The following is an 18333-nucleotide window of genomic DNA, read 5'->3' as shown; positions in this document are numbered from 1 at the left end:
TCAACGATCCTCAAAGCTCTTGACTGCATCGTCAATGCTCAGGCTACCAGCTTCAATATCTTTAAACAGTTGTTCAAAATCATCCACCGGTGGAGCTGGCTCAGCAGCCGGTTTTATGTCCAGTTTGGTCATGACAAATTGGGATAGCGCATGTACGCTGGTATACGAAAACAGATGGATTAGTTTCATTTTGCCTGGATAGGCATCTTCGAGCAGGGAAAATAACCGGTTTAACAGAATGGAATCCCCGCCCAGATCAAAAAAGCTATCGTGGATATCCAGCTCTTCAAAACCAAGTACTTCGTTATACATGCCTGCAATCTGCCGTTCGATGCCATTGTAATCCTCGCCGTCTTTTCCTTTGAGTTCAACATGTGCATTCGCCGATTTGTTTCGTTTAGCCGCAACAGGAGCCACCTGACGCGATTCTTCCAACTTCTCGGCTTCTTTCAGCCTTTTCGTCATCTCTTCGGAGAATCGGAATGGAAACTTGGTCAACAGTGCTTTCGCAAACCGTGGATGATATGTAAATTCCCCGATCAACACACGCGGCACCTCTTTGTTCAATGCTGCAAAAAATCCGGCCGTTGCCTGTTCGGTCGGAAGGGCTTTCGTAATGGCATCCACATTAAAACCATAATCAACAGACATGCCCGCTTCTTTCCACGAAGACCAGTTAATAGACAAGGTCTTCAGGCCGCTTTTGCTGCGCGAGTAAGACAAAGCATCCAGGTATGCATTGGCCGCGGAATAATCTCCTTGTCCAACCTCACTTGACAGCGACAGACCGGAAGAGAAAAAGACCAGGAAGTCAAGCTCATCCTGCCGGGTCAGCTGGTCCAGTATCCAGGCTCCCTGCACTTTTGGATGAAGGACTTCGTCAAACGTTTCCTGTGTTTTGCGGATCAAATATCCAACCGCCGGTACACCTGCACCGTGAATTACTCCTGTAATGAACCCATGCTTTTCCCTGACATCGGCCAGTACATCCTGCATCGCTACATAATCCGATACATCGGCTGCATAACAAGATACTTCCGAACCCTGTTGTTCAATCTCCAGGAAATTTCGGAGACGAGCAGCTGTCTTGGATTCGAGCTCAGGGTCGTTAAGAAGTGTTTCCCAATCCGCTCTTGCAGGAACTGGGGTACGTCCAATCAGCACAAGCTTGACCTTTGCTTGGGAGGCGAAAAATTTGGCCATCTCCTGCCCAATCCCGCCTGTCCCCCCAGTAATGACATACACACCACCCTGTTGAATATGGACAGGAGAATCTGTCAACGCATCGGCTTGAACCTCACCCAATTCCTCTATATAACGGACCCCATTACGGTAGGCAGAGGTGTAACTCTGATCTTGGGAACCCATCTCCTGAAGCAGTTCATCTGCCCCTGTGCTCTCGTCCAGATCAATGCTTCTACAGGTAATATGCGGATATTCCAAGGCGAGCACTTTACCCAAACCGTATAACGAGGCCGCTTCGGGAGAAAGTCGACTCTCACCGGCTGTGACTTCGTAGACCTGTTCGGAGACCAGCATCATATTCAGTGCATTGTCACTTCCGTGTTCAATGAGCGCACGAATCAGATAAAACAGGCTATATACGCCTTTTTGCTGACTATGTTCCAAGTCCTGAAGTGTACGAATTCCCGCAGAAGTCGGCACCGCAAAGAGATGTACAATGTCACTGATGGATGTATTCCCCAGCGCTGCAAACAGCTCCCCAAAGTTGCTTTCCGAACCATCCACCGTAAACGAACCGTCCGGTTCCTGCTTGAAAGACTCTCCATATCCGACCTCAATCACTTGGCGCCCTGACTGCTTAAGGCGTTTAATCAATCCGCTTCCCCGCTTACCCTCATCCTTCAAAATCAGAACTGCACCTGTTCCCTGAACGGGTTCTGGCTCTGTTCGATCGGCTTTCCTCCAGTTCATCCGATAGAATCGGGCCGGCGTCGGCTCTTCCGAGACCGCATGGCTGCAATCTGCGGTAGCGGCGGTACGAGCCGCCTCGGGAACTTCAAACCAGCAGCGAGTCCGGGTAAATGGATAGGTTGGCAGACTTGTTTTGCGCAGTCCGTCTCCTGTGTATAGAAGCTCCCAGTTCAATTCTGCACCTTGTATATAATACATTCCAATCTGGTCCAGCATGTCCTGTTCAGCCCGTTGCCCCTTACCCATCTTCGCCAGTTCCGGATTCAGACTCATAGTCCGATGGCCCGTGTGTTCCTCTTCGCCACCTGTAGCTGGTGATTCCGGACGATTCTGATCGTTGCCGACCTTGTGATATCCGTAATAGATCCCTGGGCTTTGGTGCCCGTTGGGACCAGTACTTTTGCTAAAGTTCCCATCGGATCCGATCATTTGTCCAGCTTCATTTAAGCGAAGCAAGAGTTCTTCCGCATCCTGCCCTGTGACGAGTAAACGGTACGAGTAGTGCCCCCTCCCTGTGTTGGCGGTATAACACAGAGAAGGCACATTCTGAGCTTCAACTTGAGAGAGAACGTGAGCATATTCCGTAATCAGCGTCTGGAGCGCTGCCTGCGTTTTGGCCGATACAGTTAGAAGATGTTCCCCGCGTATTTCCGGCTCTTTAACCGTAGTGGTCGGCGCTTCTTCCAGCACAATGTGGCAATTGGTCCCACTGATGCCAAATGCACTAACACCGCTACGTCGTGGCGTGGCAGCGGTATCCCAATCCCGCAACCGGGCATTCACATAGACCGGGGATGCCGCAAAATCGATGGCCCGATTCGGTCTGTGAAAATGTTTGGAGGCCGGAATCTGTTTATGTTTCAGTGACAAGGCCGATTTGATCAAACCCACGACACCAGCCGCTTCTGACAGGTGACCGATATTCGTTTTGACCGAGCCGATTCCACAAAATTGACTTTTACCCGTGTGACGCCGGAATGCCTGCTCAATCCCTTGTACCTCCAGCGGATCGCCCAGCATAGTGCCACTGCCATGTGTCTCAATATAAGAGACCGTCTCGGGATTGATACCCGCATCCGCCCAGGCTTGAAGAATCGCTTCGGTCTGTGCCTCCGGGTTCGGGGCAGCGATACTGATGGATTTACCATCCTGGTTTACGCCATACCCTTTGATAACAGCGTAGATCTGATCACGGTCTTCCAACGCTTTATCCAGTGGTTTGAGCATTACCACCCCTGCGCCTTCACCAATACCCGATCCGTCCGAGTCGTCATCAAACGCTTTCGTTCTCCAATCGGTGGACTCAATCCCAATTTTGATATGATCACTCTTTAGCGGAACCAGATTAATCTTGATTCCCCCGACGAGCGCCTGATCACATTGCCCCTCCTTGATCGCCTGACATGCCAGTGTAATGGCCACCAGAGAGGATGAACAAGACGTATCCACCACCAAGCTCGGTCCTTTTAAATCGAGTAAGAAGGATAACCGACCAGCCGCTACAGAAGCCAGATTACCCACAAGCGAGTACGCAAAGGATTCAGGTTCCGCATCGTAGATAAAACGTGAGTATAAATCCCGAATATTGTTGGAAAGGCCCAGATATACACCCGTGCGGCTGCCCACCAGTTTTCCTCCCCCATACCCTGCGTCCTCAATCGCTTTCCATGCCGTTTCCAGAAACAGCCTGTGATTGGGGTCCGTCAGGCTGGCTTCTTTGGGTGACATTTTGAAATAGGCATAATCAAATTTATCAATCTCATCCAGATAGGCATTTTCGTTGAATTGAATTTCGTCTGGTGACATGCCTAGATATTGCAGATACGAATGGATGTCTGGCACTCTGGATGCCGGAAAGGAACGAATGCTGTCCGTACCACTGACGATATTGTCCCAGAATTCTCCGGGAGAATCAGCCTGCGGCAATTTCAAAGCCATACCCACAATGGCAATATCTTTGGCAGCATTGGTTGACCCGGACGCAATATTGGCGTCCTCCTCCGCTTTGAGCTTTTTGAGCAGCTGCACGGCCACTGTTTTGTCCATGCTTCCGTCTTGCAGATGTTCCATGACAAACTTGTATACACTCTCCACCACAGTTCCTCCTTTACAGGTTAATCAGGTTATTCAACGCCTGCTCCAGCGTAACGTCGCCACTTTCCATCTGGTCGATTACACGCTTCAAATCCTGCTCCATGTCTTGTGGCTTCGAAGTGGACTTCTCATCCATAAAACGAGCCAACCTGGTAATATTGGAGTTCGCAAACAGATCCGTGACTTTGGTCAAACCAGGAAACTGCTGATCAATCCGCGCCTGAACCTGTATGAGTACAATAGAATCAGCACCCATCTCGAAGAAACTATCCCCTACATTAATCTCATGAAAACCAAGCATCGTTCGACAGATGGAAGCGAGTGCCTTTTCAGTTGGGGTATAAGATGCGTCTGATTTACCTGTCAAAATCACTTCTCCGTCACGTTCCTCTGACGAGGATACCGGAAGACGCTTGTTGGCCAGTTGCTTCATCCGTTGGTCCAGTTGAACGCGAATAGAGGAAGAGAGATCAAACGGACTTTTGGCCAGTGCGGATATCAATTGACCCTCATAATGAATCTGACCAATAAGTACTCGGCGAACCGATGATTGTCTCATCACAAGAGATAATTGATTCATCGCCTGTTCTGTTGGCATGGCTTTGAACAACGTATCCACGGCAAACCCGTGCTCTGCTGACATACCCGTTTCCTTCCAGGTAGACCATTGCACAGTCAGCGTGCGCTTGCCCATCATTGATCTGTAGTCGGCATATGCATCCAGGTAGGCATTGGCTGCAATGTAATCCGCCTGTCCCGGGGCGCTGAATACCGAAGCGATCGATGAATAGAGCACCATAAAATCGAGATGATCCTGTTCGGTAAGTTGATCCAATACCCAAGTACCATGTACTTTGGGAGAGAATACCTCGGTGAATCCCGCCTGTGAACGGCTTGTGATCATTTCCGAGCTTCCAACCCCTGCGCCATGGACAACCCCTTTGATTTTCCCGAACGTTGCCCGAAGCTGATCCAGAACTACTCGCATGGCATCCAGATCCGACACATCCGCAGCATGGCAACTAATCTGGTGTCCACGGCTCTCTAGTTCACGGATTACTGTAATTTGATGAATCACTTTGAGTCTCGATTGTTCTGCAACAATGGCATCCCATTCCTCACGTGCAGGCATCGGTGTACGGCTGACTAATGCAATGTTCACTGGAGCGTCGGAAGCCAGATATCGCGCGGTTTCCAAGCCAATTCCACCGGTACCACCGGTAATGATGTACACACCATCGTTGTCCAAAATAAAGGCATCTTCAACAGGTGCAGATCCATTCAATGCTCTGAACTCCTGAACATATCGTGTTCCATTGCGATAAGCCACCTCATAATAGGAAGATGTCGTACCGATCTCTTGCAACAACTGTTCCAGAGAAGAGTGCTCATCCATATCTATACAGCGGCAATGAACCTGTATGTTTTCCTTGCCTACCACTCTGCCCATTCCAAAGGCAGAAGCCAGATGAGGCTTTATCCGCTCCGTACCGGTAATGCAATTGACCTCACGTGATATCAGCACTAACTCCATGGGCTGACTCAGAGAACTGGACAACAGCGCTCGAATAAACCGGAAGAATCCGTATACACGTTCATCCAGAACAGACTCTAATGATTCCATGTCACCAGAACTACTTGCTGCATGTTCATCACTGCCCACACCGTTCAGATACACAACTCTGGAAAGTTGGTCCAGGCCCGCCTGTTGCAGCACACGCTGATAGACTTCCACTTGTTCCAGATTTCGACGATCCGGGTCAGATCGCAGAACATCCGCCTGTAGTACGGAATATACCTGCATCCCCGTCTGTTCCATACGTGCCGCTAGCTCAGCTGCATAATCGGACCCATCCAGAAGTATCAATGTATTACCGTGACTCGCTTCAATCGGCTGATCGGAGTTCCCTTCTGTTATCTCCTTTTGTTGCCAAACAAGCTCGTAGGCTTCCGGTACCGACCTGGTGCCCGCTTGTGCGTACACTGAAGACTGCTCGGGAAGATCCACCCAGCAGCGTGTATTATCGTATGGATACAATGGAAGACTGATTTTACGAATTTCCTCTTCCCTGTACATCAGGCTCCAATCCACGTCACTGCCTGTTGTGTACAGTCTGCATAATTCATGTAATAATCCCGGATCTGAAGACTCCATGTATCGGGATAGACAATCTCTGCCCTCCTGCTTCAAGATGGACTTCTCCTGCCCGGTCAATTCATGGTCTTTCCCTTCGTTCTTCTCTGTGACTACTTTATGCACGCCATAATAGAGCTGATGCTCACCTGCGGATTCGAGACCTGATGTAGCGAGTAGCCGCAACTTCATGAGCAGATCGGATGTGTCCGTCACTCCAAAGGCAATCCGATATACATGATGCCAGCGCCCCGTATTCGCGGTATAACATATGTTTTTGAGTGAAAGTTCCTGCTGACGTTCCAAGATAAAACGGATATAGTTATCAACCAGCGCAAGTAATGACTTGCGGCTCTTGGCACTTAGCGTGAACACTTCCACATCTCTGGTAATCTTCCGTTCCTGGATAACAGGCGGCTCTTCCAGTACCAGATGGCAGTTGGTTCCGCTAAACCCAAAGGCACTGACTCCGCAGCGAAGCGGCTCGCCGTTCCCATCCCATGGCCTCGACTTTGTATTGACATACAACGGCGAATCCTGGAATGAAATGGATGAGTTGGGCTTGTCAAAATGAAGCGTAGGTGGTAATACCCGGTGCTTCAAGGCCATAGCCGCTTTAACCAGACTGCCCACACCAGCTGCTTCAAACAAATGGCCGATGTTGGACTTGACCGAGCCTATGGCAACAAACTGATGCTTGTCTGTATATCGGCGCAGTGCTGTGGTAAGTCCATCCATTTCAATGGGGTCGCCAAGCTTTGTCGCTGTACCATGCGTCTCCACGTAACCAATGGTCGAAGGATCAATACCGGCATCCTGCCATGCCTTCACAATGACATCCGTCTGTGCTTCAGGATTCGGAGCCGTAATGCCAATTGAAGCGCCATCCTGATTAATGGCACTTCCTTTGATCACCGCATAGATATTGTCTTTATCTGCAATCGCCTTGCTTAGTGACTTCAATACCACGGCGGCTCCGCCCTCACCCAGTCCCGAACCATCTGCTTCCTGATCAAATGGCTTGGTTAATCCATCCGAAGATTCAATGCCGACTTTCAAATAATCATGATCCAACGGACTGAGGCTGATCCGTGCACCAGCGACAATCGCCATCTCGCAATCACCATTACGAATGGCCCGGCAGGCCAGATGGGTAGCGACAAGTGATGCAGAACATGCCGTGTCGATCACCATCGTAGGCCCCTTGAGATCCAATGGATAGGCAATACGAGTCGGCATCATGGCTGTGATGTTCCCGACAATGGACATTGGATATTGATAGGGGTCCAGATCACAGATCATTTTGAGATAGGAATCGTTCAAGCTACTTGCAAAACCCATATAGACACCTGTATTTGTTCCTTCAATGCGCCCTCCGTAACCAGCATCCTCTACCGCATGCCATGACGTCTTCATGAATAACCGCTGGATCGGGTCCGTTAATCCGGCTTCCTTTGGAGACAAACGGAAATATTTATAATCAAACTGATCAATTTCATCCAGAAATGCACCCTGAAGGTACTGCACTTCCTTGTCCGAGCCCAGCTTGGCATTCATCCATTGATGATAGGCGTCCATGTCTTTTTTGCGTCCCTCTGGAAAATCCGTTGTACAGTCCACACCGTTCAAGATGTTGTCCCAATACTGCTCTGCCGTATCCGCCATTGGCATTTCCGCAGCAATCCCAATGATGGCGATGGCGTCATCCTGTTCAACGATTGGTTTCTTTTGCTCCAGGGGAGCAGCCGCTTTTGCTTTTATAGCCGTGTCGTTACCCTGGTTCACATGCAGTGCCAGCTTATGAATGGATGTATGTGCAAATAAATGAGCAATCTTCACTTTCCCGGGAAACTCCTCGTTCAGCCTCTCATGCATACGGATCAGCATGATGGAGTTGCCCCCGAGATCGAAGAAATTATCATAGATATTGATCTCCTGATAACCCAGAATCTCACTGTATATGCGCGCTACCTGCTGCTCGGTTTCCGAATAGAGCCCCCCTTCATTCCCGGAAAGATCTACGGGCCCCGTATGTTTCTCCTGTGGTACGGTCCGGTTGGAACGATTCGATGCTCCCTGGTCAGCAATTTCCTTACTCCGCTTCACTCCAGCTTCCAACTTATCCGATAACCGGAACGGGAACTGCCCAAGTGCAGCGAGATGTCTGCTTCCATAATTCATCGCACCGATGAATACTCGTGAGTGTCGTCTGCTCATGGCTGCTTCCATCGCTGCGATACCATCCGTGGTAGGAATGGTCTTGAACATGCCATCCACATTGATACCAAATTCCACGGACATTCCGGTCTCTTTCCACGATACCCAATCAATGGAGAGTGTTCTGCGACCCTGCCCCGTCCTCCATGCCGCGAATGAATCCAAATAACAATTGGCAGCCGTATAATCCCCTTGTCCAATTTCACCGATGACAGATATTCCGGAGGAGAACAATACCATAAAGTCCATGTCTTTTTGATCCCGCGTCAGTTTCTCCAGAATCCAGGTTCCCTTTACCTTGGGTCCAAGAATAGTCTGGAATTCCTCATCGCTTTTGCGATATATAAATCCGTCTCCGGGAATACCTGCTCCATGAATAACACCATGTATGTCGCCGTAGCGGTGGGTGATATCCTGAATCACTTCCGTCATGCCCGCAACATCGGCCAGATCCGCACTGTAATAATGAACGGTTGCGCCCAATGCTTCCAGTTCAAGGATGCCTTGCATCTTGGTACAGCGGGAATCTTGGCCTGTTTCCAATATGTCTTCCCATTCTTCCTTTGCCGGAAGACGTGTCCGACCAACAATCGCCAGCTTCACTTGCTCCGAAGAAGCCAGAAACCGTGCTGCTTCCAGACCAATACCGCTTGTACCACCCGTCACGAGATATAAACCGCCTGGACGCACCTTGAAAGGCACGTTCTCACTTTCATTAAGGTCTATCTCTGTGAAGGTCTCCGTATAACGCCGGCCTTCACGATACGAAACAGCATAAGCTTCACCGTTGATATGTCTTTCCTTGAGGAGATCCTTTGCAGATATGGACTGATCCACATCTATAAACTTGCTTCGAATATGTCCATATTCCTGCTGAATCACTTTACCAAGTCCCATTAAGAGTGCATTATGAGGGGTAATTCTCTCTTCTCTGCCTGTGACTTGTCCAGCGTATTCAGCAATCAGGTTCAGATGAATTTCTTCAGCAAAGCCTTTGCTCATAAGCGCCTGAATCAGATAGACCGGTGAGTAGAATGCTTCCTGTTGTCTGGCTTCAATAGCTGCCAGATCTTCAGGATATAATGAATTGCCCATCAAGGATAAATAGATAATTTCAGTAATTTCACCGTCTGTGAACATGTCTAATAGCTCAATATAGGCCGCCGGATTATCTCCGCCGACTTCGTATTGATTCTCCGATATTTGCCGGAACTGGTTACCCGGTCTCACATGGACTACCCGCTTGCATTCGCCCTCCAGTTCTGCGGACAGTTCCTGTTCCAATTCGGTACCATGACCGATCATCATGATCGTGCCTGAAGAGGAAGGCACCGAGGTATGTGAAGTCGTATCCCCATGGTCCTCTATCCAGCGTACCGTATGAAAATAGTCTTTTAACGACACAGCAGAGGGATCTTGTATATCAATCCAGCATCTGCTGGGCTCAAACGGATACGTGGGTAAACTCAACTTCCGTACCTGTCTCCTTTGATATAGCTGCCCCCAATCCATCGTTGCACCCTCGGCATATAGTAAAGCCAGCTCCCGAAGTGCTGATTCATCCCATACAAGAGGACTGGCAGCAAGTTCTTTGATCCGTTCCTGTGCCTGGGACGATTGACGTCTGGTGCGCTCACGTTCTTCCGCTCCCATTCGCTCAGCTCCAGTAGGCTTAGGAGCGGGAGCACCGGTATAGACTCCCTCTTGTGTCTTCAATTGTGTCCACGGTTGTTCCAACAGGTGAATCAGTTGAGCCGTATCTTCCACAAGCAGGGACAGACGATGTTCATAATGCCCACGACCTGTAGCTGCCGTATAACATACATTCGCAACAGGAACTTCACGATTCTCCTTCAAGAAACGCTCGTACCGCTGAAGCAATCGAACCAGGGCTTCTTCCGTCTGAGCTGAACACACAAACAGTTGCTTGCCTGAAGCCTGATCCTCTCCCGGTTCTTGTACAGTTACGGCTGGGGCTTCCTCAAGCACGACATGACAGTTGGTTCCGCTGAATCCAAAAGCACTGACACCACATCTGCGCGGGACGCCCTCTTCCGCATCCCAGGGTCGGAGTTGTGTATTCACATATACAGGTGTTTGCTCAAACCGGATGTTGCGGTTGGGTTTGGCAAAATGAAGAGACGGCGGCAGCTTCTGATGTTTCAAGGCCATCACTGCTTTGAGCAGCCCGGTCACACCAGCACATTCATATAAATGACCGATATTGGATTTCACAGAGCCAATCGCACAAAATTGTTTTTTGGAGGTAAACTGTTCAAAAGCATTGGTAATCCCTTTAATCTCAATCGGGTCTCCCAGCTCCGTCGCTGTACCATGGGCTTCAATATAACGGATGGTCTCAGGGTCAATCCCCGCTTCTTCCCATGCCTTCACGATCGCTTCGGATTGGGCACGCGGATTCGGTGCAGTCAACCCAATGGAGGTTCCATCCTGGTTGGCAGCAGTTCCCTTAATGACGGCGTAGACATGATCCCCATCTTCAATGGCCCGACTTAACGGTTTCAGAAGAATGGCAGCCACACCTTCACCCACACCTGCCCCATCTGAGGCATCATCAAATGTCCGCGTCTCCCCATCGGAGGACTCAATGCCAAATTGCTCATATTTATTAAAAACAGGGAGCGTATTTACTTTCACCCCACCCGCTATGGCTGCATCACACTCACCACTTCGGATCGACTGACAGGCCATATGAACAGCAACAAGAGATGAGGAACATGCGGTATCCACCACCATGCTGGGGCCTTTCAAATTCAGCAGATAGGATATTCTCCCCGCCAGTACCGCAGTCACATTGCCCGTTACCGAGATGGAAATGGATTCCGGTTCTACATCGGCGATAATATTGGCATAATTGTCCCGGGTACTGCTGTAATATCCTACATACAGTCCCGTATTGCTACCGGATAACTTCGAGCCTCCATAACCTGCATCTTCCACTGCTTCCCATGCCGTCTGGAGAAAAATTCTCTGGTCAGGACTCATCAGTGCTGCTTCTTTGGGTGTCAGTTTAAAGTAGCGATAATCGAATTTGTCCACTTCATCCAGGTAGGAACCTTTAATAAAGCTCAGCCCATCTTCATCCTGCTGTTTGAAACGTACATATTTGAGCACATCTTCTTGTCTCGCTTCAGGGAACTCCACAATGGAATTCACTTTGTTCTCGATATTGTTCCAGAACTCCTCCACATGATCAGCCATGGGCATGTGCGCAGATATGCCGATAATGGCAATATCTTCACGAGTGTTCTTTTTCTGCTGTTTCAACAGCGTAATCATATCAATCGCCGTTTTTTTATCGATTTTGCCACCAGACGTATTCTCAATAATGTATTTAAGCAACTGTTCCAATGTATCGTCCCCTTACATATCAGATATGTTTTAATCCTTTGAGCATATCCTCCATGCTGATCTTGCCATCTTCCAACTGATCAAAAAGAGAATGGACTTCCTCGTCCAGCGCAATTGCACCACCTACAGGCTCATCTACCTGTTTCTTCTCCCGTTTATCACCTGTTTTATCAGCCAGATATCCACCCAATCGGTGCACAGATGGATGTTCGAACAGATCTGCAACAACGAGTACTCCCGGGTACTGACGGTCAAGTTGTGCATACATTTGTTTCACCAGAATCGAGTCAGCTCCTAATTCGAAGAAACTGTCATGGATATCAATTTCATTAAAGCCCAGAATAGTTTGGCACACTTCGGCAACCTTTCTCTCCCATGGCGTGTATTCTCCGTCATCCGCACCATTCAGCACGGTGTCCTGCCGGGCTACACTTTGCGGAGTCACTGGCGCTGGCACCTTCGGAGATGAAGCTCTCTGTAGACGTGAATCAATCCAGCTCTCCACTTCAGGAGAAAGTCTAAACGGATAGTTGCGAATCATCTTCAACATGCCACGATCTGTTGACATCTGTCCTATCAATACACGTTCAATCTGACGTCCTTCCACCTGATCCAGCCAGGTCAGAGCCTCTTTGTTGGTCATGGCTTTGAACAGCGTGTCTACTCCGTATCCCGTTGCGGCAGCTGCGCCTGTCTCTTTCCAGGTTGACCAGTTGATCGTCATCGTTCCGTCCATCTCTTGGTTGCGATAGGCTGCATAAGCATCCTGATACGCATTGGCAGCAACATAATCGGCCTGGCCCGGCCCGCTAAATATCGTTGCAATGGATGAAAACATCACAAAAAAGTCTGGATTGTCCTCTCTGGTGAGTTGATCCACGACCCGGGTTCCTTGCACTTTAGGGCATAATACACGTTCAGCTTCTTCTATCGTTCTATCCTTAAGCGGATGATCTCCACCTATAGCGACCCCCGCACCATGAATGACACCTGCAATGCGAACATATTTCTGACGTAATTCGCTCAGAATCAATCGCATGGAAGCTTCATCTGAAACGTCTGCTTGGTAAGGAAGAACCGTCGCTCCGGCAGCTTCCATGTGTTGCACAGCTTCGATTTTCCGAGCCAACACTTCGTTGGATGATGCTGCTACAATGCTATCCCACTCTTCCCGTGCGGGGAGCGAAGTTCTGTTCACGAGTGCGAGTGTAATTCCCGGGTATCGCTCCGCGAGTTGTAATCCGAGCTCCAGACCAATGCCGCCCAGTCCGCCAGTAATGAGATACAATCCGTCATTGTGAATCGTGTAGTCCCACTTAGGATACGAACTTGGGTCCAGCGCTCCAAACTGCTGAATGTAACGCGTACCTGCACGATAAGCTACACCATAATCATCACTTTCATGATCCAGTTCAGCCACAATATCGTGGAGCGAAGTCTCCGCATCCACTTGGATGGAGCGGCATTGCAAGCGTGAATCTTCTTTTCGTCCAGCCAAACCCAGACCAAACATCAGGGCAGCCTGAGGAAATACATTTTCTTCGGTCCCGGTGATGGAATGGATTGGATTCGTCAACAACACCAGGTCAACAGGCTCCAACAATTGGGCACCTATCATCTCCTGAAGGAGATAGAAAAATGGATGAAAAGACTGATCCTGTTGAATATAAATAATCCGGGTGATCGTTAATTCGTCCAAATGAGCCCACAATTGTTCCATGCTCTCACGACGGTCTGAAATAACATACTCCTCGGAAGATACTTGAAGGAACGAAGGTCCATCAAACACTTCAATAACCTGACGACCCTGCTGCTGTAGTGCCTTGCGTAGAGAACGATCTTCTCTTTTGCCCTCTCTTTTTTCGTCCATAAAAATAACGATATGACCTTCCGATAACTTCCGATCGGAATTACGTTCCGGTTCAGGAACCCAACCCAACTCATAATGGTGTATGTTCTCCATAGCGCTGGCATCCGTCTTGGCTAGGGAAGGAGGAGCAGATAGCTCAATCCAGCAGCGATGAGCTTCAAATGGATACGTCGGAATGCTGATTCGGCGAACATCCTCACCTGAATACAGGCTTGGCCAGCTTACCTCCCCACCCCCAAGATAGGTTTCACAATGAGCGGTTAAATGCAGCTGACTGGACTTCGGGACTGACTTGTCTCGAATGGATTCCGATCCGCCTTCTTCAAGTTCGGCCAGTTGGGCGAGCAACTCCTCTTTGCTGGAAGCAATCCGTACCACACGATGTTCATAATGGGTCCGCGATGTGCCTGCCGTATAACATATATCGGCTAACGAGTGATCGGTTGTTTTCAGATACTTCGTATATTTGGATATATATTGTTGCAAGGCTTGAAGTGTCTTGGCTGAAAGAGGAAAAAGGTACTCGCGCGTCTCAGTCTCGCTGTTCGTTTCCACTGCACCTGCCTGCTCCAGAATAAGATGACAATTGGTTCCGCTGAAACCAAATGCACTGACACCCATTCGTACAGGTTCACCCTCAGCAGGCCAGATTCGGTTACGTGTGTTTACATACACAGGCGTGCCACTAAAATCAATATTGCGATTCGGGCGATCGAAATGTTGCACCGCGGGTAAAATCCCTTTTTTTAAGGACAATACGGATTTAACAAGTCCGGTAATCCCAGCACTTTCATACAAATGTCCGATATTGGACTTCACTGAACCGATCGCACAAAACTGCCTCTTATCGGTGTACTGCTCAAATGCTCCCTTAATGCCATCGATTTCAATCGGATCTCCCAAGACAGTCCCGGTTCCATGAGTCTCAATATAAGCAATACTTTCCGGATCGACCCCTGCAGCTTTCCACGCCTTCATAATGACCTCACTCTGGGCTCTGGCATTCGGCGCTGTAATCCCCATGGAGTTCCCGTCTTGGTTAATGGCACTGCCCTTGATGACCGCATACACCTGATCCTTGTCCTTGATGGCATCCTGAAGCGGTTTCAGCATAATGACTGCCGCGCCCTCACCGATTCCGGAACCATCTGAGCTATCATCAAAGGGCCGTGTCATGCCATTCGATGATTCAATGCCCATTCGGTAGTAGTCCTTGTCCAGCGGAAGCACATTCAGTTTTACGCCTCCTGCCAGCGCCATGTCACACTCACCCAAACGAATGGCATTACAGGCATGATGCACTGCAACCAAAGAGGAGGAACAGGCTGTGTCCACCACCATACTCGGCCCTCTCAGATCAAGAAGGTATGATAAACGGCTGGGTAAAATGCAGGATAAATTGCCTGTGACCGAGATCGGCAGAGATTGCGGCTCCACGTCATGAATCATCTCTTTATACCGATAACCTTCCAGATCGGATACAAGTCCAACATATACACCTGTATTGCTTCCTGCCAGCTTTTCACTCGTATATCCTCCATCTTCAAAAGCGGCCCAAGCCGTCTCCATAAAGATACGTTGAGCCGGATTCATTAAACTGGCTTCTTTTGGTGTAAAGCGAAAAAAGGGATAATCAAAGGTATCGATATGTTCCAGATAAGAGCCGTCCAAATATTTGGTGTCTTCACCAGGATTCATTTTACGAGAGATGTAATTATCGGCATCCTGGCGTCGCTGCTCGGGCAGATCCCTCGTACAATCCAGACCATGCAACAAGTTATCCCAGAATTGCTCCGCATCATCTGCCAAGGGCATACGAACACTGAGCCCAACGATCGCAATATCCCCCGGGCGGATAGTAGCTGAGGTTGCCGCTGGTGGCAGCTGACTAGACGACTCTGTCTTAGCTGTGTCACGAATACCCAGTTCACTGAAATCCATCAGTTTATTTTTCATTGATTTATCCCCTTTCAACCGCTGAGCGGAGACTTTCAATCACTTTGGCAAGCATTTGATCATAGGTTCTGAAAAAAAGGTTCCATTGAACCGTATTCATTCCGGGTTTACAATACAGCGTAACCACCATATTTCGTTTTTCATTTTGAATTTCACAGATGACATCAAACAGCTCCTCCAGCGCCCCCCTGCCTCCACTGACATAATCGGCCTCATAGAATAGCGGACGGATGGCGTCATGCTGTGATTTCATCCCTGCTCTAACCAGATCCTGAATATGATGACCAGGCTGTTCGTCTGCTGTATGTAATGCTTGTTTAGCTACGGCAAACAACTCATTGAAATCCTGCACCTCCTGCACATCCAGCGGAATGGAACTGATATGATTCATCCGATAAATCAGGGTATATACCGTGAGTTGCGGCTGATTGCCAATCTCTGTCAACAGATATGCAAACAAAGACCACAACCATTCTACGGGCGTGCAACCTGCCGTTTTGGACAAGTTCCTGATTTCATTAAAGCGATCCTTCTCGATCCGAAATTCATACCGATGGTCCTGAAGGGCCTGTCCACCATTCTGCATGTAATCCAATGGAACAGGATATGCTTCCAGTTCCATGCCTTCCTGGTCTGCGATGAATTTGGCAAGTCTGGAGATCGTAGGATAGGCAAACATATTGGTTAACGTAATTTGGGCTGGATATAACTTTTCAAGTTGATTATAGACCTGGGCAAGAAGCAGAGAATCACTCCCTAAATCAAAAAAATTAATCGTGGTTGTCACTCCCGCCTCATTCCCCAGCACAACATGAAACACGTCCAGAATAGTTGCCTCCAGCTGTTCAATTGAAGTAATCTGCCGTTGATTCATTGGACACCTCACCTCCGTATAGGATCTACTCCATATAACTTGTTAATGTCTGATTGATCATGCTGGTCACCCGATGCATACTGCCTTCAAATAAATAAAAATGCCCCCCTTTGTATATCCGGGCGGCACTTCCTTGTTCCGTATAACCTCTCCATCGTTCTGCACAATCCAGAATGTAACTTTCATCCTCTGCTCCGTTCAGTATCGTGATATCACATTGCAGCTTATAAGGCTTCTCTTCGTAAGTATACGTCTCATTCATCTCCAGATCCTTACGTAATATGGGGATGAACATATCCATCAGTTGCTGGTTCTCAAAGAACTCATCCGGGGTACCGCCCATTTCCTTAATGCGGTCTATAAACTGTCCTTCGGGCAAATGGTAATAGACCTGATCTTTCTTATAATCTGGCGTCTCTCGCCCCGAGAAAAACATGTGTATGGGTTTCCTGAACTGCTCTTCATGCATTTTGTTATACAATTCATAGATAATCAGACTTCCAAGGCTATGTCCGAATAGGGCATATGGCTCCTCATCTGGCAGATTGCGAGATATATAATCAAATACATCATCTACACTTTGATGAATACTCTCATAAAGCGGCTTGGAGAATTTTAATCCACGTCCTGCAAGTTCAACAGGATTCAGCACAATGGATTCGGATAACCCCTTTTTCCATTTGTTATATATTGATGCTGATCCTCCAGCATAAGGTACACAATATAATCGCATCTTCGTCATAATCTCCTCTCCACTTACACGACTTCTCCCCATCTAATCGCTGTAGCGCAATAATACGTCCCAGCCCCGGCCCCAACCAACACGACACGATCACCTGCTTTCAGTGCCCCTTGCCTCACAGCCTCGGACACCGCAATTGGCAAACAGGCGTTAGAGGTATACCCGTATTTCTCCATCGTCATATAGGCTTTTTCTTGTGGGATGCCCAAGGCAACGGCGAGTTCCCGAATCAGATTACTGTTCGTTTGCGGGAAAATAAACAGATCTACTTCCCCCATATTCCATTTTACTTTGCGCAAGAGACGGTTCACGAGCCGTGGAATACCTCTGACCAATTGTTCATATAAATATCGGCCATTGGACGTATAGACGGAAACAGATCCGTCAGGAATGTGTCCATAATGAACAGGCAGTGTTCCATAACTGATATCTTCCATATTCTCGTGATGCATGATTCCGTTCAAAAAAACACTGTGATAAGAGTCATTTTCATCTAATTCCTGTAAGACAAATGCTCCTGCGCCGTCCCCAACACTGGAACACGCTGCTCGATCCTGCCAATCCGTTACTTTCGAATAGGTATCAGCGCCAATGACTAGAATATTGCTTATATCTTCTTCAGCCTGGAACGTATAATACGCATTCAATAATCCATAGCTGAACCCGGCACAGCCCGCGCGAAGATCCAGACAAATGGCTTGGCCTGCTCCAAGCTTTTCCTTCACGAGAGCGGACGGATGTGGTATTAAACGATCCGGTGTGAAGGTCGCCATAATGATCATATCAATATCCTCGGCATCCATCGCAGCCTGCTCTATAGCTTGTCTCGCAGCTTCCAATGCCAAATCACTGGTGTACTCATGCTCATGCGAGATTCTTCGTTCACGGATTCCAAGGTTATGGTAAATCCAGTCCGCATTGGCGTTAATGTTCATGGCCTCCAGCCCCTGATTCGTCAACACGGATTCCGGCACATACATGCCAATACCCCGAATGGTCATTTGTCTCATGCATCACGTCTTCCTTTCCTGAATCTAAGGTGAGCAGCCCTTCTGAAAACCATAAATTTCGTGAAAACAACAAAAAAACAGTTCAGCCGCTTGTTTGCGCTGTACTGTCACAGGAATACCTTTTTCAAC

The 18333-nt window shown here is 48.5% G+C and carries 6 protein-coding genes; all 6 read right to left on the bottom strand.

Annotated elements, in window-relative coordinates; genetic code table 11:
• The 6 genes from ACTHPG_RS24265 to ACTHPG_RS24240 are packed head-to-tail and all read right to left on the bottom strand — an operon-like array spanning position 1 to position 18204.
• Entirely contained in the window at positions 1 to 4029 is a 4029-nt protein-coding gene (locus tag ACTHPG_RS24265) for an SDR family NAD(P)-dependent oxidoreductase (protein ID WP_440391912.1), read from the bottom strand.
• A 13-nt stretch (positions 4030 to 4042) separates the two neighbouring features.
• Entirely contained in the window at positions 4043 to 11752 is a 7710-nt protein-coding gene (locus tag ACTHPG_RS24260) for an SDR family NAD(P)-dependent oxidoreductase (protein ID WP_440391911.1), read from the bottom strand.
• A 19-nt stretch (positions 11753 to 11771) separates the two neighbouring features.
• The gene (locus tag ACTHPG_RS24255; protein WP_440391910.1) at positions 11772 to 15578 is read right to left on the bottom strand and encodes an SDR family NAD(P)-dependent oxidoreductase; all 3807 of its coding nucleotides are present in this window, start codon (positions 15576 to 15578) and stop codon (positions 11772 to 11774) included.
• 4 nt (positions 15579 to 15582) lie between these two features.
• The gene (locus ACTHPG_RS24250; protein WP_440391909.1) at positions 15583 to 16452 is read right to left on the bottom strand and encodes a phosphopantetheine-binding protein; all 870 of its coding nucleotides are present in this window, start codon (positions 16450 to 16452) and stop codon (positions 15583 to 15585) included.
• A gap of 25 nt (positions 16453 to 16477) precedes the next feature.
• Positions 16478 to 17194, bottom strand: a complete 717-nt coding sequence (locus tag ACTHPG_RS24245) for a thioesterase II family protein (RefSeq protein ID WP_440391908.1) — start codon at positions 17192 to 17194, stop codon at positions 16478 to 16480.
• A 14-nt stretch (positions 17195 to 17208) separates the two neighbouring features.
• Positions 17209 to 18204: a 3-oxoacyl-ACP synthase III family protein gene (locus ACTHPG_RS24240; RefSeq protein ID WP_440391907.1), complete on the bottom strand. Its 996-nt coding sequence runs from the start codon at positions 18202 to 18204 to the stop codon at positions 17209 to 17211.
• Positions 18205 to 18333 lie beyond the last annotated feature (129 nt).

This window comes from Paenibacillus sp. SAF-068, assembly GCF_051967555.1.
Lineage (GTDB): Bacteria > Bacillota > Bacilli > Paenibacillales > Paenibacillaceae > Paenibacillus.
Note: the sequence above shows the minus strand (reverse complement) of the source record. Positions and strands in the feature narration are given on the sequence as shown.